The sequence below is a fragment of the Streptomyces sp. NPDC017890 genome (genome assembly GCF_044328675.1).
GTDB lineage: Bacteria > Actinomycetota > Actinomycetes > Streptomycetales > Streptomycetaceae > Streptomyces.
Map to the genome: position 1 here is coordinate 36,253 of NZ_JBIRHU010000027.1, position 26,990 is coordinate 63,242.

Annotated in this window: 25 protein-coding genes, 4 pseudogenes and 3 riboswitches; of the genes and pseudogenes, 17 read left to right on the forward strand and 12 right to left on the reverse strand. The window is 70.6% G+C overall.

From position 1 onward, the window contains the following. Positions 1 to 52: 52 nt before the first annotated feature. Both ACH4F2_RS29840 and ACH4F2_RS29845 read right to left on the reverse strand, forming a co-directional pair. Positions 53 to 688 (reverse strand): MBL fold metallo-hydrolase, encoded by a 636-nt coding sequence (locus tag ACH4F2_RS29840; RefSeq protein ID WP_398135866.1) that lies wholly within the window; start codon positions 686 to 688, stop codon positions 53 to 55. 44 nt (positions 689 to 732) lie between these two features. Beyond that, on the reverse strand, positions 733 to 2,082 hold the full coding sequence (locus ACH4F2_RS29845; protein WP_398135867.1) for an alpha/beta fold hydrolase: 1,350 nt from the start codon (positions 2,080 to 2,082) through the stop codon (positions 733 to 735). Positions 2,083 to 2,186: 104 nt separating this feature from the next. On the opposite strand from ACH4F2_RS29845, the gene ACH4F2_RS29850 reads away from it, so the two are divergent. Continuing rightward, positions 2,187 to 3,065 carry a hypothetical protein gene (locus tag ACH4F2_RS29850; protein ID WP_398135905.1) on the forward strand — a complete coding sequence of 293 codons (879 nt, stop codon included), beginning with the start codon at positions 2,187 to 2,189 and terminating at the stop codon, positions 3,063 to 3,065. 187 nt (positions 3,066 to 3,252) lie between these two features. Continuing rightward, positions 3,253 to 3,612, forward strand: coding sequence for a zinc-binding dehydrogenase (locus ACH4F2_RS29855; RefSeq protein ID WP_398135906.1), 360 nt, complete (start codon positions 3,253 to 3,255; stop codon positions 3,610 to 3,612). On the opposite strand, the gene ACH4F2_RS29860 is transcribed toward ACH4F2_RS29855, so the two are convergent. Further along, positions 3,545 to 4,165, reverse strand: coding sequence for a TetR/AcrR family transcriptional regulator (locus ACH4F2_RS29860; RefSeq protein WP_398135868.1), 621 nt, complete (start codon positions 4,163 to 4,165; stop codon positions 3,545 to 3,547). The genes ACH4F2_RS29855 and ACH4F2_RS29860 overlap by 68 nt on opposite strands. A 325-nt stretch (positions 4,166 to 4,490) precedes the next feature. On the opposite strand from ACH4F2_RS29860, the gene ACH4F2_RS29865 reads away from it, so the two are divergent. The 3 genes from ACH4F2_RS29865 (at position 4,491) to ACH4F2_RS29875 (ending at position 7,964) form a co-directional block, all read left to right on the forward strand. Continuing rightward, positions 4,491 to 6,032 (forward strand): DHA2 family efflux MFS transporter permease subunit, encoded by a 1,542-nt coding sequence (locus tag ACH4F2_RS29865; RefSeq protein WP_398135869.1) that lies wholly within the window; start codon positions 4,491 to 4,493, stop codon positions 6,030 to 6,032. 300 nt (positions 6,033 to 6,332) lie between these two features. Beyond that, positions 6,333 to 7,031, forward strand: a complete 699-nt coding sequence (locus ACH4F2_RS29870) for a nitroreductase (RefSeq protein WP_398135870.1) — start codon at positions 6,333 to 6,335, stop codon at positions 7,029 to 7,031. Positions 7,032 to 7,790: 759 nt separating this feature from the next. Further along, positions 7,791 to 7,964, forward strand: a complete 174-nt coding sequence (locus tag ACH4F2_RS29875; RefSeq protein ID WP_398135871.1) for a hypothetical protein — start codon at positions 7,791 to 7,793, stop codon at positions 7,962 to 7,964. Between the two features lie 567 nt (positions 7,965 to 8,531). On the opposite strand, the gene ACH4F2_RS29880 is transcribed toward ACH4F2_RS29875, so the two are convergent. The 3 genes and pseudogenes from ACH4F2_RS29880 to ACH4F2_RS29890 all read right to left on the reverse strand — a co-directional run bounded on the left by ACH4F2_RS29880 (position 8,532) and on the right by ACH4F2_RS29890 (position 10,569). Further along, entirely contained in the window at positions 8,532 to 8,687 is a 156-nt protein-coding gene (locus tag ACH4F2_RS29880; RefSeq protein WP_109006019.1) for a hypothetical protein, read from the reverse strand. 745 nt (positions 8,688 to 9,432) lie between these two features. Continuing rightward, positions 9,433 to 9,878, reverse strand: a pseudogene (locus tag ACH4F2_RS29885) (LysR family transcriptional regulator); the annotation flags it as partial. 7 nt (positions 9,879 to 9,885) lie between these two features. Next, positions 9,886 to 10,569 carry a GntR family transcriptional regulator gene (locus ACH4F2_RS29890; protein ID WP_398135872.1) on the reverse strand — a complete coding sequence of 228 codons (684 nt, stop codon included), beginning with the start codon at positions 10,567 to 10,569 and terminating at the stop codon, positions 9,886 to 9,888. A gap of 107 nt (positions 10,570 to 10,676) precedes the next feature. On the opposite strand from ACH4F2_RS29890, the gene ACH4F2_RS29895 reads away from it, so the two are divergent. The 3 genes and pseudogenes from ACH4F2_RS29895 to ACH4F2_RS29905 form a co-directional block, all read left to right on the forward strand. Next, positions 10,677 to 11,843, forward strand: coding sequence for a mandelate racemase/muconate lactonizing enzyme family protein (locus ACH4F2_RS29895; RefSeq protein ID WP_398135873.1), 1,167 nt, complete (start codon positions 10,677 to 10,679; stop codon positions 11,841 to 11,843). A gap of 177 nt (positions 11,844 to 12,020) precedes the next feature. After that, complete coding sequence (locus tag ACH4F2_RS29900; RefSeq protein WP_398135874.1) at positions 12,021 to 13,379, forward strand: cation:dicarboxylate symporter family transporter; 1,359 nt, start codon at positions 12,021 to 12,023, stop codon at positions 13,377 to 13,379. A gap of 34 nt (positions 13,380 to 13,413) precedes the next feature. Next, positions 13,414 to 13,528: pseudogene (locus tag ACH4F2_RS29905) on the forward strand (hypothetical protein); the annotation flags it as partial. A 53-nt stretch (positions 13,529 to 13,581) separates the two neighbouring features. Here the strand turns inward: ACH4F2_RS29905 and ACH4F2_RS29910 are convergent. The 3 genes and pseudogenes from ACH4F2_RS29910 to ACH4F2_RS29920 form a co-directional block, all read right to left on the reverse strand. Further along, positions 13,582 to 13,644 (reverse strand): annotated as a pseudogene (locus tag ACH4F2_RS29910) (hypothetical protein); the annotation flags it as partial. A 33-nt stretch (positions 13,645 to 13,677) separates the two neighbouring features. Next, positions 13,678 to 14,412, reverse strand: a complete 735-nt coding sequence (locus tag ACH4F2_RS29915; RefSeq protein ID WP_398135875.1) for an NADPH-dependent F420 reductase — start codon at positions 14,410 to 14,412, stop codon at positions 13,678 to 13,680. 109 nt (positions 14,413 to 14,521) lie between these two features. After that, a complete protein-coding gene (locus ACH4F2_RS29920; RefSeq protein WP_398135876.1) occupies positions 14,522 to 15,115 on the reverse strand; it encodes a TetR/AcrR family transcriptional regulator in 594 nt (197 codons plus the stop codon). Between the two features lie 143 nt (positions 15,116 to 15,258). Between ACH4F2_RS29920 and ACH4F2_RS29925 the strand changes: the two are divergent. Next, positions 15,259 to 15,336: pseudogene (locus ACH4F2_RS29925) on the forward strand (hypothetical protein); the annotation flags it as partial. A gap of 51 nt (positions 15,337 to 15,387) precedes the next feature. Here ACH4F2_RS29925 and ACH4F2_RS29930 read toward each other — a convergent pair. Further along, a complete protein-coding gene (locus tag ACH4F2_RS29930; RefSeq protein WP_398135877.1) occupies positions 15,388 to 15,792 on the reverse strand; it encodes a (2Fe-2S) ferredoxin domain-containing protein in 405 nt (134 codons plus the stop codon). 62 nt (positions 15,793 to 15,854) lie between these two features. After that, positions 15,855 to 15,981: riboswitch (cobalamin riboswitch) on the reverse strand. A 69-nt stretch (positions 15,982 to 16,050) separates the two neighbouring features. Further along, positions 16,051 to 17,037: a ferric reductase-like transmembrane domain-containing protein gene (locus ACH4F2_RS29935; protein WP_398135878.1), complete on the reverse strand. Its 987-nt coding sequence runs from the start codon at positions 17,035 to 17,037 to the stop codon at positions 16,051 to 16,053. Between the two features lie 254 nt (positions 17,038 to 17,291). Further along, positions 17,292 to 17,458: riboswitch (cobalamin riboswitch) on the forward strand. Between the two features lie 183 nt (positions 17,459 to 17,641). On the opposite strand from ACH4F2_RS29935, the gene ACH4F2_RS29940 reads away from it, so the two are divergent. The 8 genes from ACH4F2_RS29940 (at position 17,642) to ACH4F2_RS29975 (ending at position 25,995) form a co-directional block, all read left to right on the forward strand. Beyond that, entirely contained in the window at positions 17,642 to 18,580 is a 939-nt protein-coding gene (locus tag ACH4F2_RS29940) for a hypothetical protein (RefSeq protein ID WP_398135879.1), read from the forward strand. Continuing rightward, complete coding sequence (locus ACH4F2_RS29945; protein ID WP_398135880.1) at positions 18,577 to 19,599, forward strand: cysteine synthase family protein; 1,023 nt, start codon at positions 18,577 to 18,579, stop codon at positions 19,597 to 19,599. The genes ACH4F2_RS29940 and ACH4F2_RS29945 overlap by 4 nt, the downstream gene beginning before the upstream one ends. After that, positions 19,596 to 20,837, forward strand: a complete 1,242-nt coding sequence (locus ACH4F2_RS29950; RefSeq protein WP_398135907.1) for an ATP-grasp domain-containing protein — start codon at positions 19,596 to 19,598, stop codon at positions 20,835 to 20,837. The genes ACH4F2_RS29945 and ACH4F2_RS29950 overlap by 4 nt, the downstream gene beginning before the upstream one ends. Beyond that, positions 20,830 to 22,098: an MFS transporter gene (locus tag ACH4F2_RS29955; protein ID WP_398135881.1), complete on the forward strand. Its 1,269-nt coding sequence runs from the start codon at positions 20,830 to 20,832 to the stop codon at positions 22,096 to 22,098. The genes ACH4F2_RS29950 and ACH4F2_RS29955 overlap by 8 nt, the downstream gene beginning before the upstream one ends. Next, on the forward strand, positions 22,067 to 22,816 hold the full coding sequence (locus tag ACH4F2_RS29960; protein ID WP_398135882.1) for a class I SAM-dependent methyltransferase: 750 nt from the start codon (positions 22,067 to 22,069) through the stop codon (positions 22,814 to 22,816). Before ACH4F2_RS29955 ends, ACH4F2_RS29960 begins: the two co-directional genes overlap by 32 nt. Before the next feature lie 89 nt (positions 22,817 to 22,905). Further along, positions 22,906 to 23,027, forward strand: a riboswitch (cobalamin riboswitch). Positions 23,028 to 23,075: 48 nt separating this feature from the next. Next, complete coding sequence (locus tag ACH4F2_RS29965) at positions 23,076 to 24,101, forward strand: ABC transporter substrate-binding protein (protein WP_398135883.1); 1,026 nt, start codon at positions 23,076 to 23,078, stop codon at positions 24,099 to 24,101. Beyond that, positions 24,098 to 25,213: a FecCD family ABC transporter permease gene (locus tag ACH4F2_RS29970; RefSeq protein ID WP_398135884.1), complete on the forward strand. Its 1,116-nt coding sequence runs from the start codon at positions 24,098 to 24,100 to the stop codon at positions 25,211 to 25,213. Before ACH4F2_RS29965 ends, ACH4F2_RS29970 begins: the two co-directional genes overlap by 4 nt. Further along, positions 25,210 to 25,995, forward strand: coding sequence for an ABC transporter ATP-binding protein (locus tag ACH4F2_RS29975; RefSeq protein WP_398135885.1), 786 nt, complete (start codon positions 25,210 to 25,212; stop codon positions 25,993 to 25,995). The genes ACH4F2_RS29970 and ACH4F2_RS29975 overlap by 4 nt, the downstream gene beginning before the upstream one ends. Positions 25,996 to 26,151: 156 nt before the next feature. Here the strand turns inward: ACH4F2_RS29975 and ACH4F2_RS29980 are convergent, their stop codons facing one another. After that, positions 26,152 to 26,988, reverse strand: coding sequence for a thioesterase II family protein (locus ACH4F2_RS29980; protein WP_398135886.1), 837 nt, complete (start codon positions 26,986 to 26,988; stop codon positions 26,152 to 26,154). Positions 26,989 to 26,990: the final 2 nt, after the last annotated feature.

Genomic DNA, 26,990 nt, shown 5'->3' on the forward strand with positions numbered 1-26,990 from the left:
GCACTGACAACCCGGCCACGGTCCCCGTCCCGCCGGGGCGCCGGGTCGCGCCTCACACCCGCGCGGAGTCCCCGGGGCTCAGGCGCAGGTGCTCCGAGCCGCCCAGCTGCCCGATCTGGCGGTCGTAGATCGGGCGGGCGAGGTCGGTGAGCAGGGCGTCGTGGATGTCGTAGGCGCGCTGCGGTTTCACTTCCCGGACGTAGTCGATGACCTCGGAGATCTTGTTCCACGGCGCCATGACGGGGAGCATCAGCGTCTCGACCGGGTGGCCGGGGACGGTGAGGGCGTCGCCGGGGTGGAAGACCTTGCCGCCGTCGACGAGGAAGCCGACGTTGGTGACGCGCGGGATGTCCGGGTGGATCACCGCGTGCAGCTCGCCGTGGACCTGCACGTCGAAGCCGGCGGCGGTGAAGGTGTCGCCGTGGCCGACGGTGTGCACGCGGCCCGGGAAAGCCGCCGAGATCTTCTCCGCGACCGACTTCAGCGTCCAGATCTCGGCGGTCGGGTTGTTCTCCATCGCGGCGCGCAGCCGCAGCTCGTCGAAGTGGTCGGGGTGCTCGTGGGTGACGAGGATCGCGTCCGCGCCCAGGGCGGCGTCCTCCTCACTGAACGCGCCGGGGTCCAGGACGAGCGTCCGCCCGTCCTTTTCGAGGCGGACGCAGGCGTGCGACTTCTTGGTGAGCTTCATGACTCCATCCTGCCGCCGCGGGCCGGCCCACGGCGGGGCGGGACTCACTCCGGCGGGGTGGTCTCCTCGCGGATGACCTGCTGCGCCACCCGGAAGGCGCCGTTCGCGGCCGGTACACCGCAGTAGACGGCCGCCTGGAGCAGCACCTCCTTGATCTCGCCCGGAGTGAGGCCGTTGCGCAGGGCGGCCCTGAGGTGGGGTGCGAGTTCGTCCAGATGGCCGCCGGTGACGAGGGCGGCGAGGGTGACGCAGCTGCGGGTGCGCCGGTCCAGGCCCGGCCGGTCCCAGATCTCGCCCCACTCGTACCGGGTGAGGAACTCCTGGAAGTCCCCGGAGAACTCGTCCGCCTGCTCCAGCGCATGGTCGACGTGCGCGTCGCCGAGCACTTCGCGGCGCACCTTGATCCCCGCCTCGTACGGGTCGGGCCGCCCGTGAGCCGGTGCCTGCGGTGGTACGGCGGCCGCGGCGATCTCAGCGACGGGCGACGCGGCCTGCGGCGGAGCCAGGGCCGGTTGGACGGGGGCGGTGGAGGCCACGGGGGCCGTGGGAACCGCGGGCACCATGGCGTGGGCGGACGGGACGGCGATCTGCCCGGTGGACGCGTCGTGGGCGATCTGCCAGGCGGTGGAGAAGTGCCGCACCAGCAGGTCGGTGACGGCCGCGGGCTGCTCGACCGGGACGAGGTGGGAGGCGCCGGGGACGACGGCGAGACGGGCGTCGGGGATGCCGGCGACCAGGGTGCGGGCCTCGGCGGGGCCGGTGACCTGGTCGTCGGAGCCGACGAGGACCAGGGTCGGGACGCCGACACGGCCGAGTTCGGCCCGGACGTCGAACGCGGCGAGCGCCTCGCAGGCGGCGATGTAGCAGCCGGGATCGGTGGTACGCACCATCTGTACGGCCCACTCGGTGATGGCGGGCTGGGCGGCGGCGAACCCTCCGGTGAACCACCTCTCCGGCGAGCTGCGGGCGATGGGGTCGAGCCCGTTGGTGCGGACGATCACGCCGCGCTGACGGAACTCGTCGGCCGTACCGAAGCGCGGCGAGGTGGCGATCAACGCGAGGGAGGCGAGGCGTTCGGGGTGGCGCAGGGCCAGTTCGACACCGACGGCGCCGCCGAACGCGCAGCCCGCGTAGCCGAAACGCTGCACGCCGAGTCCGTCCAGTGTCGCCAGCAGACGCGTGGTGAGCTCGGCGACGGAACCCGCCGGGTAGGCGGGAGCGCCCCCGTGCCCCGGCAGGTCGAAACGGAAGACCCGCCACTGCTGAGCCAGCTCGGGCACCTGCCGGTCCCACATGTGCCAGGTGGTACCCAGTGAGGGACCGAGGATCAGGACCGGGGCCTCTTCTGGCCCGTCAAAGCGGTATTGCAGGGTGTTCGACGGTGTCTCACTCACGCCCCAGACCCTCTCACGTCTCACGGACGCCCCTATAACGCGGGGGTGTGGGAGACCGGTCTGACCAGGTTGAAGACTTCGCGGGCGACGGCCGCACCGCCTCGATGCTGGCCGACGGCAAGACCACCTCGTACACCTGGGACCCGGCCAGCAACCTCACCAAGTCCGCGCTGCCCAACACCGAGACCGAGGCCCGCGCCTACGACCGGGCCGGCCGCCTCACCGCCGTCACCTCCGCCAAGGCCGGCACCACGGTCACCAAGACCGCGCACACCCTCTCCCCCGCCGGCCTGCCCACCCACGTCGACATCACCCGCGCCAATGTCGGCACGACCGGCTACGACCTCACCTACGACACCGCAGGCCGCCTCACCTCCGGCTGCTTCCCCCAGCCCTGGCCGCGGTCACCACCGCCGACGCCTGGGCGTCGGCCGTCACCGACGGAGACCGACTCGCCAAGAGTGACCTCGTCACCTCGGCTCTGCAGGGCCGCGCCGCCCACTGAGGGTCACACCGCCCTCCACGGGGTGAGAGCGCCTCGCGGGAACGACCCCGTGGCGTTCTCGCCCCGGCGGGCCTGTGGCGACAACGAGGCTGCGACCGCCCTGACACGGTCCCACTGGCCGACAGGCCGTGAAGGGCGCCCGCTCCGAGAACGCCCGCAGGGTCCCAGCGGGGAACGGCGTCACCCCCGCCGTCTTGCCGGAGGCACCGCCCGGCTCCGTCAGTTTCCCGGCCGGGTGTTCGTCTCCTCAGGCTGGGGCCCGTCCTGTTCTGTGGCCGGGCGGGCGCTGAGGGTGGTGAGGGCGAGGAGGCCGGCGGCGAGGAGGATGCCTGCGGCGACGGTCAGGGCCGTGCCGTACCCCGCGACCAGCGCTTCGCCGGTGCCCAGCGCGGCCTTCTCCGGCTGCGCGGTGACGTGGCGGCGACCCCGGCGAGTACGGCCAGGCCGAGAGCGACCCCGATCTGCTGCGCGGAGTTGAGCAGGGCCGAGGCGATCCCGGCCTTGTAGTCAGCGCAGCACGGCGGCAGCGGGAGGACTCCCGCGCGGAACCAAATTCCGAGGGTGCCCGCCGCCCCGCTGGCACCGTCCTGATCTCCGCGGCCTCCAGCAGCGTCGGCCTCGCCGCCATCCAGGTCGCCCACAAGGCCGGCGCCCGCGCCGTCGCCCTGACCCGCACCGGCGCCAAGCGCCAGCAGCTCCTGGACGCCGGCGCGGACGAGGTCATCGCCACCGCCGAGGAGGACGTCCCCGCCCGGGTGCGGGCGCTGACCGACGGCCAGGGCGCCCGCGTCATCTTCGACCCCGTCGGCGGCACGGCCCTGGCCGACCTCGTCACCGCCGCCGCCCACGAGGCCCACCTCGTCCTCTACGGCGTCCTCGACCGCACCCCCACCCCGCTCAACGTGGTGAGCTCTCGGGAGAGTGCCCCGCGCCAGGGCGCCACGCTTCTGCCTGCGGTTACGCGGGGTCTTCGCCACTCCCGGGAGCTGTTTCCGTCGCGGGCGTCTCCCACCCGGTGCGCATGAGGGAAACGAGCGCGTCGGGCGACGACTCGTCGGCCATGGCGGCACCGCGGGCCCAGGCGGTGGCCAGCGTGCTGAGGAACAGGTCACGTCCCCGCACCCAGGGCTTGGCACCGCCGTCGCGCTGTGCCGCGCGGAGGAAGTCCTCGGTGGTCGTGACGAAGCCCTGACAGGTGATCGCCAGAGGGGACGTGCCTTCCGTCAGTGCGGCCCGCAGGGGCTCGGGCAGACCGTCGAAGGCGGTCACCCATTCATCCAGTGCCTGAAGCCACTGTGCGAGCGCGGCGCGGGAGTCGGTCACCTCGCGCCGGATGGCGACGCGTCGGGCTTCCAGCTCTTCGTCGCGGGCCTGCAGCAAGGCAGCCAGCAGTGCCTCCCGGTTGGGGAAGTGCCGGTAGAGGGTGCCCGGACCGACACCGGCCCGCTTGGCGATGGCGTCCATGGAGCCGGTGATGCCCCGCTCGGCGAAGAACTCTTCAGCGACCTCGAGGATGTGCGTGCGGTTGCGCTGCTTGTCCGTCCGCTGCCGGCGCTCGCCGGTGGCTGCCTCACCCATGTCGTTGCACCTCCCGTTGACAATGCGGAGACTGTCTCCGTATCGTCTTCCGCGAAACGGAGACTATCTCCTTATCAGTTCCGATGCTACCGCCGGTCTCGGCAGGCATCCGCTGTTCCCAGGGCAGCCCGGTGCGACAACCAGGCGTTCCGCGCCGACGGCCGCCGGGGAACCGACCGCCGCGCAGGCGGCATCGGACGCGACGGCTCCCGGCCGAGGCCGCACCGGCCCGGGCGCGTACCGCCGGACCCCACCGGTGTGCACCGACGGCATGGAACCCGCACGGCCCTTCGCACACCCTCCCCAGCGACACGGAAGAGATCACATGTCCCCCGCCGAGAATCCGGCGCAGGCCGCCGCAGACGCACCGCCACCGACCCGCAACGATGACGAACTGGCCCCCGGAGACGTCCTCGTCATCGGGATCCTGATGGTCTCCGCGTTCACCGTCCTGCTGAACGAGATGCTGCTGGGAGTCGCGCTTCCCACCCTGATCAGCGATCTCGACATCACTCCCACCACGGGACAGTGGCTCACGACGGGTTATCTGCTGACCCTGGCGATCCTCGTCCCGGCCACCGGGTTCCTCCTGCGAAGGTTCACCCTCCGCACGATCTTCCTCGGCTCGCTGTCCCTGTTCACCCTGGGCACGGCGATCGCCGCCGTCGCCCCGGGGTTCGGCGTGCTGTTCACCGGCCGCGTCATCCAGGCGGCGGGCACTGCCGCCCTGATGCCCCTGCTGATGGCCACGACGATGCGCCTGGTTCCCCCGCATCGGCGAGGCCGGACGATGGCGCTGGTCACCGGTCTGACCGCGGTGGCACCCGCGGTCGGCCCTGCGGTGTCCGGCGTGGTGATCTCCCAGCTCAGCTGGCGGTGGCTGTTCATCCTGGTCCTGCCCGTCGTCCTGGCCGGGCTGGCCCTGGGCGCCGCCAGGCTGCGCAACATCACCACTCCGGAACCGGTCAGGCTGGACGTGCCGTCCCTCGTCCTGTCCGCCATCGGGTTCGGCGCCCTCGTCTACGGCCTGTCCACGATCGGCGAGTCGGCCTCCGGCCACGCACCGGTCGCCCCCTACATCCCGGTCATCATCGGGCTTCTCGCCCTGGCGGTCTTCGTACGCCGCCAGACCGTGCTGCAGCGCAGCGACAACGCCTTCCTCGACATGAGGATCTTCCGCACCCGGTCGTTCACCGTGCCGCTGCTGGTCATGCTCGTCGTCGCGCTGGTCGGGTTCGGCACCACGATGATCCTGCCCCTGGTCCTCACCAACGTCACGGGCCTGACGACGCTCCAGATCGGTCTCTTCCTGGTCCCCGGCGGAGCCCTGATCGCCCTCGTCTCGGCCCTCGGCGGACGCGTCTACGACCGCTACGGACCGCGCCCCCTGGCCATCCCCGGATCGGTCATCTGGACGGGTGCCCTGTGGTTCCTGAGCCGAGCGGACGAGAACACCGGCGTCCCCGCGCTCCTGGCCGCCTACCTCGTCCTGTCGGCCTCGCAGGCCCTCATGTGGGCACCGATGACGACGGCCGCACTGTCCTCCCTGCGCGCCGAGCTCTACCCGCACGGCACCGCGGCGTTCAACACCGCCCAACAGCTGGCCGGCGGCGCAGGCGGCGCCGTCCTGATCTCGGCCTACACCATCGGATCCCACGCCAAGGACGCGGGAGCACTGAACCTGGCCCAGTCCGTCTCGGCGTCACAAGCCGCCTTCACCACGGCGGCAGTCATCGGCTGCCTCGCGATCATCGGCACCCTCTGCGTCCGCAGAACCGCAGCCACCCCCCAGCCGCCGGCGTCTCCACCGAGCAACGCTCCCATCAACGCCACCGCAGTGCCGACAGCTTCGTCGGCAACGGACTGACAACCCCGGCGCAGACACGGGCACACCGGCGAGGAGCCGCCACTTGAAGCGGGTGGCTCCTGGCGCCGGCAGCCGATGAAACCCGCGTACTGCACCGAGCCGACCCTCCAGGACCTGGGAGCCGCTTGTGCCGCGGCCTACCGCAACGAGGCCCGGCGCAAGCGGAACCGCCAGGCGGCACGCTTCGCCGCTCTCACCTCCATGCCCACGCGCGAGGAGACCGTGGAACCAACCGCTCCCCCCGTCACTGACACGCCCGCCCCTCCGGCCACCCCGAGCCGCCCTCTGGAAAGGAACCTCTTGTCCACCACTGCCTCCCTGTTCACCGAACTCGTACGCGCCAGGCACTCCCCGCGGCAGTTCCGGCCGACGCCGCTGTCACCTGCGGACATCCGCAGCGTCCTGGAGGACGCGCAGACCGCCCCCTCGAACAGCAACACCCAGCCCTGGACGGTGCACATAGTCTCGGGTGCCGCCCGGGACGCCTTGAGCGAGGAACTGCTCAAGGCGTACGAGGACGGCCGGGACTCGGCGGACTTCACCGGCGACTACGGCGACGGCGTCTACCTCGAGCGTTCTTATCAGCACGGCGCCCGTGTCTACGGGGCGCGGGGCATAGCGCGCTCCGACATGGAGGGCAGGCACGAAGTGATCCGCGAGAACCTGCGTTTCTACGACGCGCCCCACGTCGCCCTGCTCTTCATGCCACAACTCGGCGACGGGGTCCGGACGGCCGGTGACATCGGCATGTACGCCCAGAACTTCCTGCTCTCGCTGACCGCGCGGGGCTTCCACGGCATCCCGCAGGCCGTCCTCGGCGTGTACGCCGACACGGTCCGTACGTCGCTGGGCGTCCGAGACGACCTCAAGCTGCTCTTCGGCATCTCCTTCGGCATCGGCGACAAGACGTCACCGATGTACGACATCGGCATGGGACGTATCCCGGTGCAGCAGAGTGTGGTCCTGCACGACACCCCCGGAGTCCTCGACGAGCAATAGCTGATTCCCTCACGAGGCGGGCCCGGGGCGGGGAAGCAGTTGGTGTCTGCTGGGGCGTAGGCCGCTGCCACGGGAGGTGGACGGCAGGCAGCCTTCCCGGACGCCCCTATGACGCGGGGGTGCGGGACACCGGTCCGACTGGGTTGAAGACCTCGCGGGCGGCATACCGCTCGAGGCATCGGATGATCTCGCGCCGGGTCTTGCCCTCCTGGGTACGGCGTTCGTCGCGTACCGCTCGCGCAAGCACAGAGCCACAGCGCACACAGACCGCGGGGCCCGACAGCTTCGCGCGGGGCTCCGGCCTCTGTGCTCACGCAACCGGGGGCTCGTCCTCGACGCGGACCAGATCGATGTCGTGCGTGGGGCAGCGCGGAGAGGTCTCGCCGACAAAGCGGCGGTATCAGACAAGGGTTCCCGGGGGGGGCAGCGGAACACGGCCGAGGGCGCTACGGGCTGGGCATCGCCGGCGAGCGGGCCGTACGCGCGCAGCTTCGAGGCCGTGGCGTCGAGGTAGTCGGCCAGCCAGTAACCGACGGCGGGCGCCGCCTCGGCCAGCCGTACGATCGCGTCGTCGTCGGCTGCATCCAGCGCGGCACGCAGCTTCTGCGCTGCGGCCGCGTCGAGGAGTTCGTCGACCCCAAGGCTGCGAACCTGCCAGGCCAGATCTCGGCTCTGATGCCCTGGTAGAAGACCAGCCACTCCTCCTCGACGCCGGCCGACGGGATGACCCTGTCGTAGAACTCCTCGACGATCGAGAAGATGACCGCGCTCGGATCGGCGAGCGCTTTTTACAGCTCGCTCCGGCAGGTGTACAGCGCCTCGTTCGTACGCCACCTCCAGCATCTCCCGGATCTGCTGGACCGTCGGGCCCAGCTGGTACGGGAAGGGCATCGCGGGAGTGTCGGCGTGCAGACCGTCCAGGCAGGTTCGTAACCGGTGCTGGAGCATGCCCCGGTAGGAGAGCTGGAAGTCGGCCAGCAGTTGTAGCGCGTACCGGATCTCGCTTCCGCCGTCCTCCCGCACCCGCGGAACTCGTGCGGCGACTTGGAGCAGGAACTCCCGCCCGTCCTGAGCTGCGCTGAGCCCACCAAGGGTGCCCGGCCCGCGCAGCACGTCCGCGACGCGCTGCCGCATCTCGGCGGTACGGGTGTGCAGGGCCACGTCGCACTCCAGGAAGCGTCTCGACAGCCGGCTGGGCGCCGATGCAGCACGCCCGTCGCTTCCTGTACCGAAGCGGCAGCATCCGCCTCTCCCCGCAGCCAGGCCCTGCGCTCGACGACCGGCGGGCAGGGCCCGGCTCAGGGCAAACTCATCGCCAACGAGACAGGGCGGGGTCGGCGCATGGCCCCGCCCGCGGGGTTCCCAACTGTCTCTCTGGCCGGGCTCTCACCTCGTCCCGGCCTCGAGTGGTCCACAAGCTCCTCACGGTGTGGACTTTCCGACGCGGAGGGGGCCATGGACACATCACTCGTCGCAGAGAGTTGGTGAGGCGCCCTGACTTCAGAAGAAGTGCTTGCGTCCACCGACCGCGCGACCGGTCGCACCCAGGATCCACAGGATGGCGCCAACCAGAATGAGGATGCCACCGATCGTCGTCAGCAGACCCATGCCGACAAGCAGGCCGATGACCAGCAGAATAAGCCCAAGAATGATCATTTTAAATCCCATCGTCAATTCCGGCTCAGGCGCGTGTGCGTATGAGCTTCACAAGGGCCTGAGTTCGTCCCTTGGCGGGTAGATCCCGACCAGCTCCGAATGCCAGGACCTCGGTGCGATAGCCCTTGTGCCCGGCGACACGGTGTTCACGCCCTCCTTCGAAACTTCATTCAGTACGCCATCTCCGCGACCGTCCTCTGCTCCGGAAGGTCCTTCCACCCCGGACGGTTCGGACGTTCGTGACGGAGACACCGGGCAGCGGCGCCTACGGGCAGGTCCTCAGGTCCAAGGGCTTCTTCACCCTCGCCGGCCGGTCCTGGGTGACGGGACTGTGGCGCAGGCCGGTTCGGTGGCTCGCTTCGAGCCTTCCTCTGCTCGTGACACCGCCGGCTCTTACGCGCGAGAATTCGTCCTCATCGGCATCCAGATGGACGCGGAGCTGCTGCGGGCCGACCTGAACGGCTGCCGCATGGGAGCCGAACGCGTCCTGAGCGCCGGCGCGTTCGACCTCACGGCGAAGCCGCACCGGAGCGCTCCGGTGCGGCTTCGCCGTCTCATGGATCCGCGCAGCGATCCCGCCCGGACGGACCTCGGCGGGGTCTCGCCATATCACCCGCATGTCACAGACGCCCCTATAACGCGGGGGTACGGGAAACCGGTCTGACCAGGTTGAACACCTCGCGGGCCGCGTATCGCTTGAGGCATCGGATGATCTCACGTCGGGCCTTGCCCTCCCGCGTGTGACGTTCGCCCGCTGACCGAGTTGCACGGCCCCGGTGCGCACCGCATCGACCACGTTCCGCGAGGTGAAGGTTGCCTTCACGGCCAGGACCGCACCGGGTGGGAGGTGACTGAAGTCGCGGATGAGCGTGGTGAGCGGTTCGGCCGCCTGGGCGGGCATCGAGGCCACGTCAAGGCGTCTGGTGCGCAGTTCGTGGACGGGGCGACGCTCGCGCGGGCGCTCTCCCGGCTGCGGACGGCCGCGCGGGCCGGTTCGATCAGCGCTTTGCCCGCCTCGGTGCGTACGGCGCGCCGCCCGATCCGGTGGAAGAGCTCGGAGCCCAGGTCGTCTTCCCGTGCGCGGACGGCCTGGGACAGCGAGGGCTGGGAGACGTGGAGGGCGGCGGCAGCCCGGTCGTAGCCGCCGCGGTCGACGATCGCCAGGAAGTACTCCAGCTGACGGACGTCCATCGGCGCCTCAGCCCGTGCGGGCGCCTTCGCGGTCCTCCAGGGCGCTGATGGCGGTGGCGGTGAGGCTGTGGGTGATGTGGTCGCGCATCAGCTGAGCGGCCTCGGCGGCCCGGCCGTCCTCGACCAGGTCGACGAGCTGGTGGTGTTCCTGGAGGTCGCGGGTGCGGGGCTCGTCGCCGGGCGGGAGTTCGAGGCCGAGGCGCCGGTAGCGGTCGGACTTGTCCCACAGGTCGTCCAGCAGGCGGATGAGGACGTCGTTGTGCGAGGCGCGGTAGAGCGCCTGGTGGAAGGCGCGGTGGGCCGCGAGTGCCTCCTCGCCCCACTGGCGGGTGACGGGCAGCAGCCGCGCGACGGCGGACCGCATGACGGCGATGTCCTCGGCGGTGCGCCGCCGGGCGGCGAGTTCCGCGGCCGTGGGATCCAGGGACAGGCGGACCTCGAACAGTTGCCGGGCCTCGTCCGAGCTCATGGTGGACACGCGCACGTCGCGGTGGGTTTCGACGGTGACCAGGCCCTCGCTGCTGAGGCGGCGGATCGCCTCACGCAGCGGTGTGATGCTCATGTTCAGCGACTCGGCGAGGTCGTACTGCGCAAGCCGCGCCCCGGCGGGAAGTGTCCCCGACAGGATCTGTCCGCGCAGCTCCGCGTAGGCGTAGTCACTCTTGCTGACGAAGAGGTTCGTGTCGGCCATCGCCCCCCGAAAATCCTTCCCGGGTGCTGGCACCCCTCTTGACAGTCCCCGTGATGTCACCCCAGCCTAACACCGACGCAACTTATAAGATATGAGAGAGGGCCGTCGTGAAGATCACCAACGTGTACGAGGGCGTCGTCCCGATCAGCTCCTCGATCCGCAACGCCTGGATCGACTTCAGCTCCATGGACTGCTCGATCGTGGCGATCGAGAGCGACGTCATCCGCGACGGCAAACCCGTCGTCGGCTACGGCTTCAACTCCAACGGCCGCTACAGCGCCGGTGAGATCCTGCGCCGCCGGATCCTGCCCCGCCTGACGTCCGCCGAGCCCGGCAGCCTCCTGGACGAGCAGGGCCGCTTCGACCACGCCAAAGCGTGGGACGTGATGATGAACAACGAGAAGCCCGGCGGCCACGGCGAGCGCTCGGTCGCCGTCGGCGTCGTCGACATGGCGCTGTTCGACCTCGCGTCCAAGATCGAGGGCAAGCCTCTGTACCGGTACCTGTCCGAGCGCTACGGCGACGGGCAGCCCGACGACTCGGTCTTCGTCTACGCCGCCGGCGGCTACTACGCCCCGGGCAAGTCCCTGTCCGACCTCCAGGACGAGATGCGCGGCTTCCTCGACCTGGGCTACGACGTCGTCAAGATGAAGATCGGCGGAGCCGACCTGGCCGAGGACCTGCGCCGCATCGAGGCCGTCATCGACGTCCTGGGCGGCGACGGCTCCCGCCTCGCCGTGGACGTCAACGGCCGCTTCGACCTCGACACGGCGCTGGAGTACGGCCGGGCCATCGAGCCGTACGGCCTGTTCTGGTACGAGGAGATCGGCGACCCGCTGGACTACCACCTCAACGCCACCGTCGCCGAGCACTACGCCGGTGCCATCGCCACCGGTGAGAACCTCTTCTCCCTCCAGGACGCCCGCAACCTGATCCGCTACGGCGGCATGCGCCCCGACCGCGACACCCTCCAGTTCGACCCGGCCCTCTCCTACGGCCTGGTGGAGTACCTGCGCATCCAGGACATGCTCAAGCAGCACGGCTGGTCCTCCCGGCGCTGCATCCCGCACGGCGGGCACCAGTTCTCCCTGCACATCGCCGCCGCCCTCAAGCTCGGCGGCAACGAGTCCTACCCGGGCGAGTTCCAGCCCACCGGGGGCTTCGCCGACGACGCCGTGGTGGAGAAGAGCCGCGTCGGCCTGACCGACATCCCCGGCATCGGCTTCGAGGGCAAGGCCGCCTTCTACAAGGTGCTGCGCGACCTGCACAGCTGACCGTCACCGCACTCACCGCACCCTGACGCGCCCGCCGTCGGCGGGCGCCGTCCGCCGGCGCAGCTCCATCAAGGCGCCACGTACGACCCCGGGGGACGCGAGCCGCTTCGCGTCCCCCGCGCACACCCCCACGTGGGACAGGGCCAGACACGATCGTCGTGCAAGGGAGCACCCTCGATGACATCCACTACTACTGCCGCCGGCCGTCCGCAGCGGTCACGGCTGAACCGTCTGATACGTGAGCTGTGGTTCCAGGTCGTGCTGGGCGCGGTCCTCGGCATCGCCATCGGCATCCTCGCCCCCGGGCTCGGCAAGGAACTCAAGCCGCTCAACGACTGGTTCATCGACCTGGTCAAGATGATCGTCGTCCCGGTCGTCTTCTGCGTGGTCACCACCGGCATCGCCTCCATGGACAACCTGCGCAAGGCGGGCCGGATCGGTGTGAAGGCGATCGGCTACTTCCTGGTGCTGTCGCTGCTGTCCATGCTCATCGGGCTGGTGGTCGCCAACATCTTCCAGCCCGGCTCCGGCCTCCAGGTCGATCCCTCCTCGCTCAACGCGGACGACGTGCCCGAGACCGCCAACGAGCACGCCACCTTCACCGGCTTCATCTCCTCTCTGATCCCCACCTCGCTGCTGGGCGCGATCACCGGTGACGCCATCCTGGCCGCGCTCATGGTCTCCATCGTCTTCGGTGTGGCCCTGAACATGGCCGGCGAGGACGGTGCGCCGCTGATCCGCGGTATCAAGGCCCTCTCGGACGTCGTGTTCCGCATCGTGGGCTGGGTGATGTGGCTGGCACCGCTGGGCACCTTCGGCGCCCTGGCCACCGTGGTCTCCACCTACGGCGCCGAGAGCCTCAAGCAGCTCGGCTACCTGATCATCCTGTTCACCGCGACCTGTGTCGTGTACGTCCTGGTCGTGCTCGGGGCCATCATGCGGGCCTGCCGCCTGAGCCTGTTCGGCCTGATGCGTTTCCTCAAGGCCGAACTCCTCGTCGCCCTGAGCACCTGCTCCAGCGAAGCCGTCCTGCCGCAACTGGTGCGCAAGCTGGAGACCCTCGGCATCGGTCGCCCGGTGGTGGGAATCGTCATCCCCTCCGGGTTCTCCTTCAACCTGGACGGTTCCGCGGTCTACCTCACCATGGCCTCCCTCTTCCTGGCCCAGGCCATGGGCATCGACCTGTCCTGGCAGCAACAGCTGATCATGGTCGGCGTCATGATGCTCACCAGCAAGGGCACCGCGGGCATCGCGGGCGGCGCGTTCATCGTCCTCGCCAGCACCGTTACCGCCGTCGGCCACGTCCCCCTGGCTGCCCTCTCGCTGATCGTCGGCATCGACCGCATCCTCAACGAGGGCCGCGTCTTCATCAACGTCCTCGGCAACGCCGTCGCCACCATCGTGATCGGCAAATGGGAGAAGGACCTCGACATCGACAAGGCCCGCTCGATCCTGCAGTCCCGCACCCCAAAGACGACCGCACCCGCCGACACCGAAGCCGACACCGACACCACCAAGGTGGGCGCCGACACCTGACCTCCTCCATCGCCCACGTCCGCCGGCGGTGCACGTGACGGACAGCTCGGCGGTGCTGGGCCTCGGCAACATCGGGCTGAAGGCCGCGCTGCCGGTCATGGAGGGCAAGGCGGCCCTGTTCAAGTGGTTCGCCGGCATCGACGCCGCCCGCCTCGATCGTCTCCGGGCCCCGCGAATTGGCCGCCTTCACCTCGTGCCCAGCCTCGCCCAACCGCCTGATCAACGTCTTGCCGATGTTCCCGGTGCCGAGGATGCCGATCCTCATGGTGCTGCGGACTCGAGAGCCGCGTCGGGTGACTCAGCGATGGGCGGCGCGGTTCATCTCGACGACGTCGTCGACGGTGGGGTTGTCCGGGAGGGCAGCGAAGCGTTCCGGCAGGCTGTCGCGAACGGCCACGTCCTTGACGCGGTCGGCCGCGGCCAGGGCCGCGGGCAGCTCTTCCAGGGTCAGCTCGGTGCAGTAGGCGGGGCTGTTGGGCTGCTGGCGCCAGGAGTCGGCCAGTACACCGGCGTCGTAGGGGTCGAAACCGGTGTCATCCACGAGCCGCATAGCCACACGCCGCGCCTCCTCGGAGTCGCCGGCCACGGGGATGGCGAGGCGGCCGGGCGTTCCGGCCGGCACACCCTTGGCTCGCTGCGTCTCGGCCAAGGCGGCGTTCCACGCCTTGACCACGGGTCGGCCCAGCTGCTCGGCGTTCCACACGCTCTCCACCGCCCCGTCGTCCACGGCCTCGATCTGCCCGCTGAGGTTCGGGTAGTAGTTCGAGGTGTCGACCACCACCGTCTCGTCGGGGACCGGGGCGAACAGATCGGCCAGCTTCCCCGCCACGCCGAAGGGGACCGCCAGGACGATGACGTCCCGGCCCTGGACCGAGTCGGCGAGGTCCGCTGCGCGAGCCCCGGACTCCAGCACCTCGGCCGCCACGGCCTCGGGGCCGCGAGCGCCGGCCACCTGGACGTCGTGACCGGCCAGGGCGAGCTTGGCGGCCAGGTTCCCACCGATGGCGCCGGCACCTATAACAGTGATTTTCATGATTCGTCCCTTGAAAGGTTGCACTGCGCCTGAGAGCAGCGTCGAGTGATGGCTGTGGGGCGACCGCCCCTGGGTGTTTGTGCGGGGGGCGGGGTGAGGGTGTGGCGGTCTACGCCCGGACGTCCCGCTCGCGGTAGCCGCTCGCGATGAGGGTACGGAGACGATCGAGCGATTCCTCCTCCATGCCGGTGCCCTTGATCCAGGCAACGGAACAGGCCGCGAGGAACAGGTCGTGACCCCGCACCGACGCGCTTACGTGCCCCGCGTTCCGCGCCGCTTTCACGTACTGATCGGTGGCGGTGATGAGGATGCCGCAGGGGATCGTGAGCGGATTGTCCGGCTCCTGGGCCCTGGCCGCGGCCATGAGCGGGTCCGGCAGTCCGCTGAAGGCGCTGAAGTATTCCTCCATCGCGCGCAGCCACTGCTCCAGCGCCTCGGCCGGGTCGCCGAGCCGCTCGATGTCCGCCTGGCGGGCCACCAGCTCCTCGGAGCGCGTCTGCAACACAGCCGCCAGCAGCGCCTCCCGTGTGGGGAAGTGCCGGTACAGGGTGCCGGGCCCGACGCCCGCCTCCTTGGCCACCGCCTCGAGCGAGGTGCCGACCCCATGCTGCAGGAAGTGACGCTGCGCGGTCTCGAGAAGGGCCGCGCGGTTGCGCTGGACATCCGCGCGGGGCTTGCGACCCCGCTGCTCACTAACGCCCATGCGCCCTCGTACCTCCGGTGATCCTGCGGCCGGACCAAAAACGGATGCTGCCTCCGTACGGGTTCCAGCCTAAAGCGGAGGCAGCATCCGGTCAAATGGACCACGTGTGCCAGTAGGCCGGACCCTGCCTTCTGGAACACGAAGAACGGCGCGAGGCCGGACCCGGCGTGTACGACATCCACTCTCCGCGCGTCCCGAGCACCGACGAGGCCGCAAAACTCCCGGGCGGCGTGCACGGTTCCTGTCCTCCCGCCGGCTCTCCGTGCGTACGGTCAGGAGGCCGTACGCCGTCGCGGCGGTGTGATGGCGTACAGGTCGAGGATGTCCGGCCGGGGTGCGACGCCCGGTCCGCCGGCGCGTGCCCAGGCGGCGATGTCCTCGGTCGCGTCCGGGTCGTTGACCAGCCCGAGCCAGACGGGCCGGGCGCCTGCGGCCCGGCCCTCCGCGGAGGGCTGGACGACGATGACGTTGGCGTGTTCGCAGACGTCGAGGCAGGCGGACACCCGCACCGGCACCTGAGCACGCAGACGTGCCGTCTGGGCCGCGTGGTCGACGCCGGTCACCTTGGGGCTGCCGCAGCAGCAGTCGCGACACACGACGACGCGGCACGGCACGGGGCCGGTGGCCGTTGCGGGCCTCTTGTCGTCCGTCGTTCGTCCGCTGGGCGTGGCGGGCATGCGGTGCCGTCCCTCTCTCCGGGGAGATCCGCCCCGGTGGTCCGTCGAGGAGGCGACCGCGTGAGTCTCCTGGCTCTCGGGTCGATGCTCGTCCCGGCCTTCCCACCCCCTGCTGGGCAGTGGCCTGTCGGGAATCGCTCGCCGATCACAGTGGCGGGACCGCGCCGGATTCACACCGGCTTCCTCGTTCCGCCGTCGCCCTGTCGCCGGCCATCATCCCATCCCGGGACGCCGTCCCGCCCGACCGGTGCCGGCCAATCAGTCCGTTTCCTGGGCGTGCGGGGCCGTGGCCGGCGGATGGGTCGGACGGTCCCGTCCACCGTCACGGCCGGACACCACCACGATGACCAGCCCGACGACGACGGCTGCGGCAACAACCCGTCCCGCCGCCCGTACTGCCCAGGCCGAACGGGTCAAGCCCTCTTGCCCGCCGGGGGAGCCCAGCCGTTCGGCTCGCCGGGCCGGTCTCAGCAGGCGCAGCAACAGCAGTGCGGCGACCGGGAGTTGGAGCAGCCACAGAACGGTGCGGGGCCACTCGCCGTACCAGACGTTGGTTCCGTACAGCAGCGTGTGCCACACGCTCAGCACGTACACGACGATCACGAAACGGTGCAGCCGTCGCCAGGTGTTCGCTCCGATGCGGTGCCGGACGTAGAACAGCAGCCCCAGCGGGATCGCCAGGTACAGGGCCCCCTGTCCGATGGGGATGGCGATCCGGCCGGTGCCCGAGTCGTACCAGCCCGGCACGAAGGTGTCCGCGAAGGCCACCCACAGCCGCTCGGCCCACGCCACCTTCGTCTCGTAGCGGACGAGTTCCGCCGCGAACATCAGCGCGTGGGCGAACATCAGCGCCATGGTCGTCAGGCTCGTGGTGCGGTGCCAGCGCTCCAGTACCTGCCGGGAGACCGGCAGCCGGGTGGGACGCGGTCCCGACAGCAGCAGACCGAGCATGACCGTGCCCCAGGCCCACAGCAGCCCCGACCACCCGAACGCCTGGCTGAGCAGGTACATCCAGTAGGTGCCGGCATCGTCCATGAACGGCATGATCGCCACGGTGTCCGACGCACCCGATTCCATGCGCGCCCACAGGAGCGCGAACACGAGCGCCGTGACCACCACCGCCGCGCCGGCGTCGGGCAGGGCGGACCGCAGGTCGCCGCGCAGCGCGACGCGGTCACCGGGAGGCCGTCGCCGTCCGGGCGGGGTCACCGTCCCGTCCTCGTCCGGCCTCGCTTCTGACGTCATCAGGGGCCTCCCGGGCACGGGCCACCGCAGCAACGGTGCGCATGTGGCGTGAGGCAACAAGTCTGACTGACGGGGCAGTGATCCCCAGAGGCGTTATCCGGCCAGAGCCACCACGGGAACTGCCCGGAGCACACCTGCTTTCTGCCTCCCCTCCACATTCAAGACAACCGCCGAAGCCCCACTGTCGCAGGAATACGAGCGCCTCTACGCTGATACACGCAGTCGGTTCGCGCCTCCCGTCCGCCCGGACGCCCGGTGGCGCGACGCAAGAGGGAACCCGGTGCGAATCCGGGGCTGTCCCGCAGCGGTGAGTGGGAACGAAAGCCGTCGATGTCACTGGGTCCGCGTCAGGGCCGGGGAAGAGACGGCCGGTAGGTGTCCGTCCTTTCGGCGGACGTGCCCGCGAGTCCGAAGACCTGCCACTGCGTCCGCGTCCCACGCGGGCTGTGCACGTGACCTCGTGGACTGGGTCGGCGGTATGGGCGGTCGTACGTCGTGCGTGTGGCCGCGCCTCCTGCCCTGTCGGTGTTCAAGGCCCGGTACGGAGGAGGATGGTGTGCGGGACCCAGCCGCTTCGCGTCGGTCTTTCCGGCCCCGGATCGACGTGTCGTCCGGCGGACCGGGACAGTCGATCCTCGAACCCGTCGCGGGCGTCCTGCAGGAGCGGGACGTGTCCCGCGGCACGGTGTCCGGTGTCTGTCATGGCACTCTGGGCGAGCTGTACCAGGGCCCGTTGCGAGTGGGCACCGATCCTGAGATCGCGGTGGTGTCCTTTCCCGTGGACCGTCACTCCTGGGTGTACTTCACTCCGAGGACGGCGGCCGGTGCGCCGCCGCATACGCCGCCGCTCGGGGAGAAATCGGTGGAAGCGGCCCGGCTCTTCCTGGAGCATTACCGCCTCGTCATGCCCCCGGGCGAGTGGCGCACCCACTCCGAACTGCCGGTGGGCGTGGGGATGGCCAGTTCGACGGCGGACATCGTGGCGACGCTGCGCTGCCTGTTCCGCGTCTTCTCCCTGCCGTACGACACGGACGTGGTCCTCGGCATCCTGGCGGACATCGAGCGCGCCGACAGTGTCTTCCTCGACGAGTTCGCCCTGTATCTCAGCGGACGGCACCGGGTGGTGCGGCGACTGGGCACGGACATCGGCTTCCACACCGCCTACGTCACGGAACCCGGCACGGTGGACACCGCCGCCGTCACTCCCCTGCTCCTGGACCACTACCGGCGGCGCGGCGAGGAGTACCAGCGGTGTCTGACCGATCTGGTGAAGGGTTTCGACTCGGGCGACCCGGCCGCCATCGCCCGTGCCGCGACGGTCAGCGCCGTGCTGTCCCAGGAGGTGCTGCCCAAGGCGACCTTCGGCAGCCTGCAGGCCCATCGTGAGCGGTTCGGCGCCGACGGCGTCTTCGTCGCCCACACCGGCTGCCTGGCCGGCTACCTCTTCGCCTCGCGCCCACGGGCCGAGGTCAAGTCCGAACTCTCCGCGTTCTTCCACTCGCTCGGCCACCAGTGCACCTTCGCCCAAGGAGGCTACGGGTGATCCACCCCCACATCGCCGACGCCCTGAAAGTCCCGGACCTCGTCCGGCTCACCGACGGCCTGGTCCTGCTGCGGTTCGAGTCGATGAAGATCTACTCGGCCCTGGCCGCCGTCCGTCACCTGATGGAGCGGGGCACGGTCCGTCCGGGACAGACCCTGATCGACAGCTCCAGCGGCATCTACGCCTACGCCCTCGCACTGGCCTGCCACCGGTACGGCATGCGGTGCCACATCGTCGCGTCCACCACCGTCGACGCCACCACCCTCGCCCAGCTGGAGATCCTCGGCACCACGGTGGAACAGGTCAGACCGTCGCGGAACCTCAAACTCGACCAGGAACTGAGGGTGCGACGGGTACGCGAGATCCTCGCCGAGCGCCCCGGCCACCACTGGATGCGCCAGTACCACGACGACGTCCACTACCTCGGCTACCAAGAGGTCGCCGACCGGATCGCGGCCGAGTTCCCGGCCGCACCGCTGACCGTCGTCGGAGGGGTGGGTTCCGGAGCCTCGACCGGCGGCATCGTGGAACGCCTGCGCATGACGGACCCCTCGGTGCGTCTGGTCGGCGTCCAGCCCTTCGGCAGCGTCACCTTCGGCAGCCAGGACCACCACGATCCCGAGGCGATCATCGCCGGCATCGGCTCGTCGATCGTCTTCGACAACGTCCGCCACCATCTCTACGACACCGTGCACTGGCTGGACTTCACCCACGCCATGTCCGGCGCTGTCGCCCTGCTGCGCGAGCACGCCGTCTTCGCCGGACTGTCCACCGGTGCCGGCTACCTGACGGCGACGTACGAGACCCACCGCCACCCCGACCGACTGCACCTGGTGATAGGGGCCGACACCGGACACCGCTACGTGGAGCGCGTGTTCGCCCGGCACGCCGAGGCCCTGGATCCGGCCGCGCTGAAGCCCGTCGAGGTCCGCAGTCCGAAGGAGATGACCATGCCGTGGTCGAGGATGACATGGCAGCGCACTCCCTGTCCGGCCCACTGGAAGGAGCGGGCGGCATGACCGTGGCCTGCCTGGAGTCACTGACCTTCGGCCTCGGCCATCTGGTCCACGCCGCCGACCGGCTCGGCGAGCGCCTGCTGCTCCTCACCCGGGACCCCGCCCACTACGCCTACGAACTGGACCGGCTGCCCGCCGGCGCCCTCGACGTCGTCGTGACCGACACCTTCGACGTGGAGCGGATCGCCGCTCTGCTCCAGCGCACCCCGGGGCTGCGTGGCCTGATCAGTTCCACCGACACCTGGACTCTGACCGGCGCCGCCCTCGCCGAACGCCTCGGCCTGCCGGGGCTCGATCCAGCCGTCCTGCGGCTGACCCGGGACAAGGCCGCCGTACGCAACAGGCTGCACGACGCGGGTCTCACCCGCGCCCGGGCCGTCGAAAGCGCCGAGCCGGACCGCGAGGCACGTGGGCTGCTGCTCAAGGAGACGGGGCTGCCGCTCGTGCTCAAGGACACGGCGGGCACGGGGAGCCAGAACGTGTGGCTGGTCCGTGACGAGGGCGAACTCGACACGGCACTGGCGGAGGCGTCCGGCCGGGACCTGAAAGGACGGTTGTTCGCCGAGCCCTATTTCAGGGGCCCGGTGTACAGCGCCGAGACGCTCACCTGGGACGGTCGCACCAGGCTGCTGGGCGTCTCCAGCCGGCTCATGTCGCCGGAGCCGCACTTCCGGGAGGAGATCACCGCCTTCCCCGTCGCCTTCCCGGGCCCGCAGCAGACATCGCTGGAACGTTGGCTCGACCGGGTGCTCGCCGCCATCGGCTACACCGACCGGTTCGCACACGTGGAGTTCGTGCTGACCGCCGACGGCCCGGAGGTGGTGGAGGTCAATCCCCGGATCGGGGGCGCGCTGGTCGGGGAGGGCATGTGCCGGGCGCTCGGCGTCAACGTGTACGAGGCGGTGATCGAGGCCGCGCTCGGCCGTCGCCCCCGTCTCATGGAGGCGGACCTTCCCGGCGGTCCGGCCGTCGCCTTCGTTCTCGGCTATCCGGCCGCGCCCGGCGTGTTCGCCGGGGTCACCGGACTCGACCGGCTCACCGACATGCCGGGAACGCCCGCCTGGTACCCGGTCAAGCAGGTCGGCGACCTCATCGAGCACCTGGGCGACAGCCGTGGATACGCGGGCATCGTGTACGCCGAGGCGGAGACCGCCGAACTCGCCACCCACCGCGCGGTGGCCGCCGCGGGCTCCCTGCGGGTACTCACCGACCCGGCCGGCCGGGACACGCCCGGTGGGTGAGCGCACCCCCCGGGGACCGGGCCTGCGGGCCTCGCTGTTCCCACTGACCGGCCCGCTGCGGTTCCTCCTGCTCAGCTCGTTCCTCATTCCGCTCGGCAGCTTCATGGTCCTGCCGTTCATGTCGGTGTTCCTGCACGAACGGCTCGGGATGGGGCTCGGCACGGTCGGCGTAGTCCTGGCCGTGGCATCGCTCGTGCAGTTCTCCGGCGGCATCGTCGGCGGAGCCCTCGCGGACCGGATCGGGCTGCGCCGCACGATGCTGTGGGCGCTCGTCGTACGCACCGCCGGTTTCGCCGGGCTCCTGCTGGCCCTGCGCTGGCCGCCCCTCGCGATCTGGGCGCTGGTCCTGACGTGCTGCGGTGCCGCGCTCTACCTGCCCGCGAACAAGGCGTACCTGGTGCACGGCGTCGACGACGAGCGCCGCCCGGCGTTCCTGTCGGCGGGCAACGCGGCACTCAACGCCGGGATGGCGGTCGGCCCGCTCATCGCCGGACCTTTCGTCCTGTCCTCGCCCGGCTGGCTGTTCGCGGCCGTCACGGCGCTGTTCCTCGCTGTCACGGCGGGACACGCACGGCTGCCCGGAACCGACGGGACGCACCCCACCGCATCGGAGGAAACGGCCCGCTCGGGCCTTCTCGCCGGCGTGGCACTCCTGCCGTTCGCCGCCAACGCGCTGGCCTTCTACCTCTACTTCCACTTCCAGCACTTCCTGGCGGTGTACGCCGTCGAGCACGCCTCCAGCGCCTTCTACAGCATGGTGTTGCTGCTCTGCTTCACGCTGGTCATCGTCGTACAGCCGCTCGCGTCCGGCCTGATCCGGCGCATGCCGTACGCCCACGCCCTCGCGGTCGGGTTCACCGGCCTGGCGGCGGGACTGGCCGTGCTGGCGGCCGGCACCCGGACGGCACTGCTGGCGGGCGGCGCGCTGATCACCCTCGGCGACATCGTGCTGTTCCTCAAGAACGACCTGGAGGCACTGCGCCGCAGCCCCCGCTCCGACGCCGTGGTCTTCGGCCAGCAGCGGCTGGCCGCGGGCCTGGGCGCCTGCGCGAGCGGCGTACTGGGCGGGCAGTTGTACGGCCTCGGTGAACGGGACGGACACACTGGCTGGTTCTGGCTGCTGGCAGCCGCCCAGTGTCTGCTGCTCCCCCCTCTGCTGCTCACGCTGCGCCGTCGCACGGCGCGGTGCCCTGTCCCCGACGGCCACCATGAAGGAGCACTGACGCGCGATGACACGGACGGGCGGATTCCAGGACGATGACTTCTGGATCGAGTTCCACGACTTCCTCTTCTCCGAGCAGCGCTACGGGCAGGCCGAGGAACTGCTCGACACCTCCCCCCTGCTCGCCCTGCCCGACGGATCACGCGTGCTGGACCTGTGCTGCGGGCCGGGCGTCTTCTCCGTGCCCCTCGCCCGCCGCGGGCACCGCGTGACCGGAGTGGACCTGAGCGCGGCCATGCTGGACCGGGCACGCAAGCGGTCGGCCGACGCCGGTGCCGACGTGACGTACGTGCGGGCCGACGCACGCGAGTACGAGGCGCCGGGCGGCTTCGACGTCGTCCTCAACATGTTCACCTCCTTCGGGTACTTCGAGGACCCCGCCGACAACGCCCGCGTGCTGCGCACCATGCACACCTGCCTGGCCCCCGGCGGCACGCTCGTCCTGGACCTCGCCGGGAAGGAGCTCCTGGCCCGCAAGGTCACCCCGCCCAAGGTGGTGCGGCGGGGCGACGACCTGATGGTGCAGACCGACTCCGTGCTGGACGAGTGGGCGCGGCTGCGCAGCGAGTGGGTGCTGGTCCGGGGTGACCGGGTGACGCGTGCCACCTTGACGTGGTTCGTTTACAGCGCGGTGGAGCTTCGCCGGATGGCCGAGGAGGCAGGTTTCGGCCGCGTGGAGGTCTTCGGCGGGTTCGACGGACGCCCCTACGACGAGAACGCCGAGCGGCTCGTGCTGCGAGCGGTGCGCGAAGCGTGACAAAGGCGCGGGCGTGCGGCCGGGTCCGCACGCCCTTTGCCGCCGGCTCGGAGGAACGTAGGATCACCTGGTCATCGCCGCGACGGGAGACAGGAAGCCGGTGCGAATCCGGCACGGTCCCGCCACTGTGACCGGGGAGCGCCCCTCCGACATGCCACTGCGCGCCGCGCGGGAAGGCGGAGGGAACGTCGATCCGGGAGTCAGGACACTGGTCCGTCGCGGGCCCGATCCGAGGAGCGCGGACTCCAGGAGGCTTCACGTGTCCCCTTTGTTCACCCCTGCCCGCACGCGCGGGTTCCTTCGTGTCACGGTCACTGCCGTGGCTCTCTCGTCCGTGCTGCTGGCCACCGGCTGCGGTTCGTCCGACGAGGGCGGCGGCGACGCGAAGGCCACAGCTGCCGTGCCCGCGGGCTTCCCGGTCACCGTCGACAACTGCGGCGTGAAGACGACGTACGACAGGCCGCCGTCGCGGGTGGTCACCATTCACCAGCACCCGGCGGAACTCATGCTCGCCCTCGGCCTGAAGGACCGCATGGTCGGCACCGCCTTCCCCGACTCCGCCGTCCTGCCCGAGCTGAAGAAGGACTACGAGGCGCTCCCCGAACTGGCGGAGAGGGAACCGTCGTTCGAGAAGATCCTGGACGCCGGATCCGAGTTCGTCTACGGCGGCTACGGCAGCGCCTTCGCCGAGAACGAGGGCCGCTCCCGCAAGGCGTTCGCCGACGCCGGCATCGACACCTACCTCAACCGCGAGTACTGCGGCGAGCAGCGGGTGACGATGAAGGACACCTACGACGAGATCCGCACCATCGGCAGGATCTTCGGCGTGCCCGACCGGGCGGACGAACTGGTCGCCGACCTCCAGGCACGGGTCGGCAAGACCACCACCGCCGTCAAGGGCGAGCCCCAGGTGCCCGTCTTCGTCTACGACAGCGGCGACAAAAACGCCTTCACCGCGGGCGGCAAGAGCCTCGGCACCGAACTGATCCGGCTGGCCGGCGGCAAGAACGTCTTCGCCGACCTCGACGACGTCTTCGGCGACGTCTCCTGGGAGCAGGTCGTCGAGCGCAAACCGGAAGTCATCGCCGTCTACGACTACGACGGCGCCGGGAGCGTCGAGGAGAAGAAGAAGTTCCTGCTCTCCCAGCCCGCGCTCGCCGACGTACCCGCCGTCAGGAACAAGCGGTTCGTCGTCCTGCCGCTGACCGCCACCCTGGTCGGCATCCGCTCGGCCTACGCGGTCGAGGACCTGGCCCGCGGTCTGCACCCCGAGGGCTTCCGGTGACCCAGGCCGCCACCGACACGTCCACCGAGCGGACGGTTCGACGGCAAAAGGCCGACGAGTCAGGGGTGGGCCGTACAAAGTCGGCCGTCGCACTGCTCGTACTCACCGCCTTGCTCATGGTCTCCGCCACGGCGGGCCTCGCGATCGGCTCCGTACAGGTGCCGCCCGGCCAGGTATGGGGCATCGTGACACACGAGCTGGGTGCCGACTGGCAGGATCCGGAATGGTCGCGGGCCCGGGAGACCATCGTGGTGGACGTACGGGCGCCGCGGGTGCTGCTCGGTGCGGTCACCGGCGCCGGCCTCGCGGTGATCGGCACCGCCCTGCAGGCCCTGGTGCGCAACCCGCTCGCCGAGCCCTACCTGCTCGGCGTCTCCTCCGGTGCGTCCCTCGGCGCCGTCTCGGTGATCGTGTTCGGGGTCACCCTCTTCGGACCGGCCTCCCTGTCGGTGGCCGCCTTCGTGGGCGCGCTGGGCGCACTCCTGCTCGTGTACGCCACCGCCCGCACCGGCGGACGCATCACCTCGTCGCGGCTGGTGCTGTCCGGGGTGGCTGTCGCGGCGGTGCTCACGGCGGTCCTCGATCTGCTGCTGCTCACCACCGGCCGGGGCAACGAGGCACGCGCGGTCCTCGCCTGGACCCTCGGCGGCCTGGGCGGTGTCAACTGGGGCACGCTGTGGCTGCCGAGCACGGCCCTGCTGCTCGGTCTCGGCATCCTCCTGGCGCAGGCCCGCAACCTGAACCTGCTGCTGGCCGGCGAAGAAGCGGCGACCACCATGGGGCTGGACGTGGCCCGGTTCCGCGCCCGGCTGTTCGTGCTGCTCTCCCTCGTCACGGGCGTGCTGGTCGCGGCGGCCGGACCGATCGGCTTCGTCGGCCTGATGATGCCCCACATCGTGCGCCTGTTCGTCGGCGGCGACCACCGCCGGGTCCTGCCGACGGCAGCGCTCGGCGGAGCGGTCTTCCTCGTCTGGGCCGACATCGCCGCACGGACGGTCGCCGCACCGATGGAGATACCCGTCGGCGTACTCACGGCCCTGTGCGGCGGACCGTTCTTCCTGTGGCTGATGCGCCGCGACGCCCGGGGCGGCACCGACCGAGGAGTGGCATGACCGCGACCGAACTGGACGTCGACGGCGTCACGCTCACCGCCGGAGCCCGCCACCTGGTGCGCGACGTCTCCCTGACCGCCCGCCCGGGCGAGACCATCGGGCTCGTGGGCCCCAACGGCAGCGGGAAGTCCAGCCTCCTGCGCACCGTCTACCGCGTCCTGCGCCCCGACACCGGTCAGGTCCGCGTCGACGGAGGTGACGCCTGGTCGCTGCCGGTGCGGCAACTGGCCCGCACCGTGGCGGCGGTGGTCCAGGACTCGGCGGCCGACTTCGACCTCGCCGTCCGCGAAGTCGTCGCCATGGGCCGCACCCCGCACAAACGACTCCTCGCCGGCGACACCCCCCAGGACGCCGAGATCATCGACTCCGCGCTTTTGGCAGTAGACGCCGTCCACCTGGCCGACCGCCCCTTCGACCGGCTCTCCGGCGGCGAGCGTCAGCGCGTCCTCGTCGCGCGCGCCCTCGCCCAGCAGCCCACCCTCCTGGTCCTCGACGAGCCCACCAACCACCTCGACATCCGGCACCAACTGTCCGTGCTCGACGCCCTGCGCCGACTGCCCACCACCGTGTTGCTCGCCCTGCACGACCTCAATCTGGCCGCCTACTACTGCGACCGCCTCTACGTCCTGCACGACGGCGAGGTCACCGCCTCCGGACCGCCCGCCGAGATCCTCACCCCGCAGCTCCTGGCCGACGTCTACGGAGTGGCGGCGGAAGTCGCCGTCCATCCGCGCACGGGCGCCCCGCAGGTGACGTTCCTCCCCGAAGAGCTACGCGGCTGAAGGGCCCACCCGGTACTGCCCATGCCCATCCGCGCCACCTGGCCGGCCCGGCCCCGTCGCGGCCGAGCAGCGCGAGCATCGTGTCGGTGACGCCTGTTCCCGGTCGTATGCCTGTCGCTCCGTCCCCGTCTTGGCGGCCGCGGTCGGCCGCAGGGCTCAGCGACCGGTCGGATCATCGCCCCCGGGAGCCACGGGGGGCGCCCTGTGCGGTGCCGGGCGGCCAGGGTGTCCGGCGCGTGCGAGGCGGGCCGCCACATCGGCGACCAGGTCGGCCTGCCGAGGGACGAGGTAAAAGTGGTCGCCGGGGAACGCGCGCAGGTCGAAGGAGTGCGGGGTGGTGAGTTCGGACCAGGCGCGGACGCCGTCGAGGGCGCAGCTCGTGTCGTCCTGGCCGACGTAGGCGGTGAGGGGCGCCTTGACCGGAGCCAGTTGCGCGGGGCGGTAGCTCTCGACCAGCCGGTAGTCCGATCGGAGGGCGGGCAGCAGCAGCTCGCGCAACTCCGGGATGTCGTATGCCTCCGAGCACATGTCTCCCAGGCGTCGGACGTGAGCGATCAGCGTGGCGTCGTCGGCCCGGTGCAAGGCGGCGCGTTCGGCCCGTTGGGGCGCTTCGTGCGCGGAGACCATGAGGTGCGTGGGGATGATGCCGCGCGCCTCCAGACGCAGGGCCACTTCGTAGGCGACGCAGGCGCCCATGCTGTGCCCGAAGAGCGCCAGCGGCCGGTCGAGCCAGGGCCGCAGTGCCGTGACGATCGCGTCGGCCATGGCGGCCATCGACTCGATGCGGGGTTCCGTGAGCCGGTCCTGTCGGCCGGGGTAGCGCACGGCCAGCACCTCGATGTCCGCTGGGAGGAGTGCGGGCCAGTCGTGGAAGAGCTGGGCCGTGCCGCCGGCGTGCGGGAAGCAGAGCAGCCGGAGTCCGGGCTCGGCCGCACGCCGGTGGACACGGAACCACTTCTTCTCGTCGATGCCCCCCGCGGAAGTTCCGGTCATTG

Bases quoted from the DNA above. Each gene is read 5' to 3' on its own strand.
- ACH4F2_RS29930 (WP_398135877.1), bottom strand. From the start codon at position 15,792: ATGCCCGCCACGCCCAGCGGACGAACGACGGACGACAAGAGGCCCGCA.
- ACH4F2_RS29860 (WP_398135868.1), bottom strand. From the start codon at position 4,165: ATGGGTGAGGCAGCCACCGGCGAGCGCCGGCAGCGGACGGACAAGCAG.
- ACH4F2_RS29865 (WP_398135869.1), top strand. From the start codon at position 4,491: ATGTCCCCCGCCGAGAATCCGGCGCAGGCCGCCGCAGACGCACCGCCA.
- ACH4F2_RS29875 (WP_398135871.1), top strand. From the start codon at position 7,791: ATGACCGCGCTCGGATCGGCGAGCGCTTTTTACAGCTCGCTCCGGCAG.
- ACH4F2_RS29850 (WP_398135905.1), top strand. From the start codon at position 2,187: ATGCTGGCCGACGGCAAGACCACCTCGTACACCTGGGACCCGGCCAGC.
- ACH4F2_RS29935 (WP_398135878.1), bottom strand. From the start codon at position 17,037: ATGACGTCAGAAGCGAGGCCGGACGAGGACGGGACGGTGACCCCGCCC.
- ACH4F2_RS29900 (WP_398135874.1), top strand. From the start codon at position 12,021: ATGACATCCACTACTACTGCCGCCGGCCGTCCGCAGCGGTCACGGCTG.
- ACH4F2_RS29915 (WP_398135875.1), bottom strand. From the start codon at position 14,412: ATGAAAATCACTGTTATAGGTGCCGGCGCCATCGGTGGGAACCTGGCC.
- ACH4F2_RS29975 (WP_398135885.1), top strand. From the start codon at position 25,210: ATGACCGCGACCGAACTGGACGTCGACGGCGTCACGCTCACCGCCGGA.
- ACH4F2_RS29950 (WP_398135907.1), top strand. From the start codon at position 19,596: ATGACCGTGGCCTGCCTGGAGTCACTGACCTTCGGCCTCGGCCATCTG.
- ACH4F2_RS29840 (WP_398135866.1), bottom strand. From the start codon at position 688: ATGAAGCTCACCAAGAAGTCGCACGCCTGCGTCCGCCTCGAAAAGGAC.
- ACH4F2_RS29920 (WP_398135876.1), bottom strand. From the start codon at position 15,115: ATGGGCGTTAGTGAGCAGCGGGGTCGCAAGCCCCGCGCGGATGTCCAG.
- ACH4F2_RS29980 (WP_398135886.1), bottom strand. From the start codon at position 26,988: ATGACCGGAACTTCCGCGGGGGGCATCGACGAGAAGAAGTGGTTCCGT.
- ACH4F2_RS29960 (WP_398135882.1), top strand. From the start codon at position 22,067: ATGACACGGACGGGCGGATTCCAGGACGATGACTTCTGGATCGAGTTC.
- ACH4F2_RS29880 (WP_109006019.1), bottom strand. From the start codon at position 8,687: ATGATCATTCTTGGGCTTATTCTGCTGGTCATCGGCCTGCTTGTCGGC.
- ACH4F2_RS29890 (WP_398135872.1), bottom strand. From the start codon at position 10,569: ATGGCCGACACGAACCTCTTCGTCAGCAAGAGTGACTACGCCTACGCG.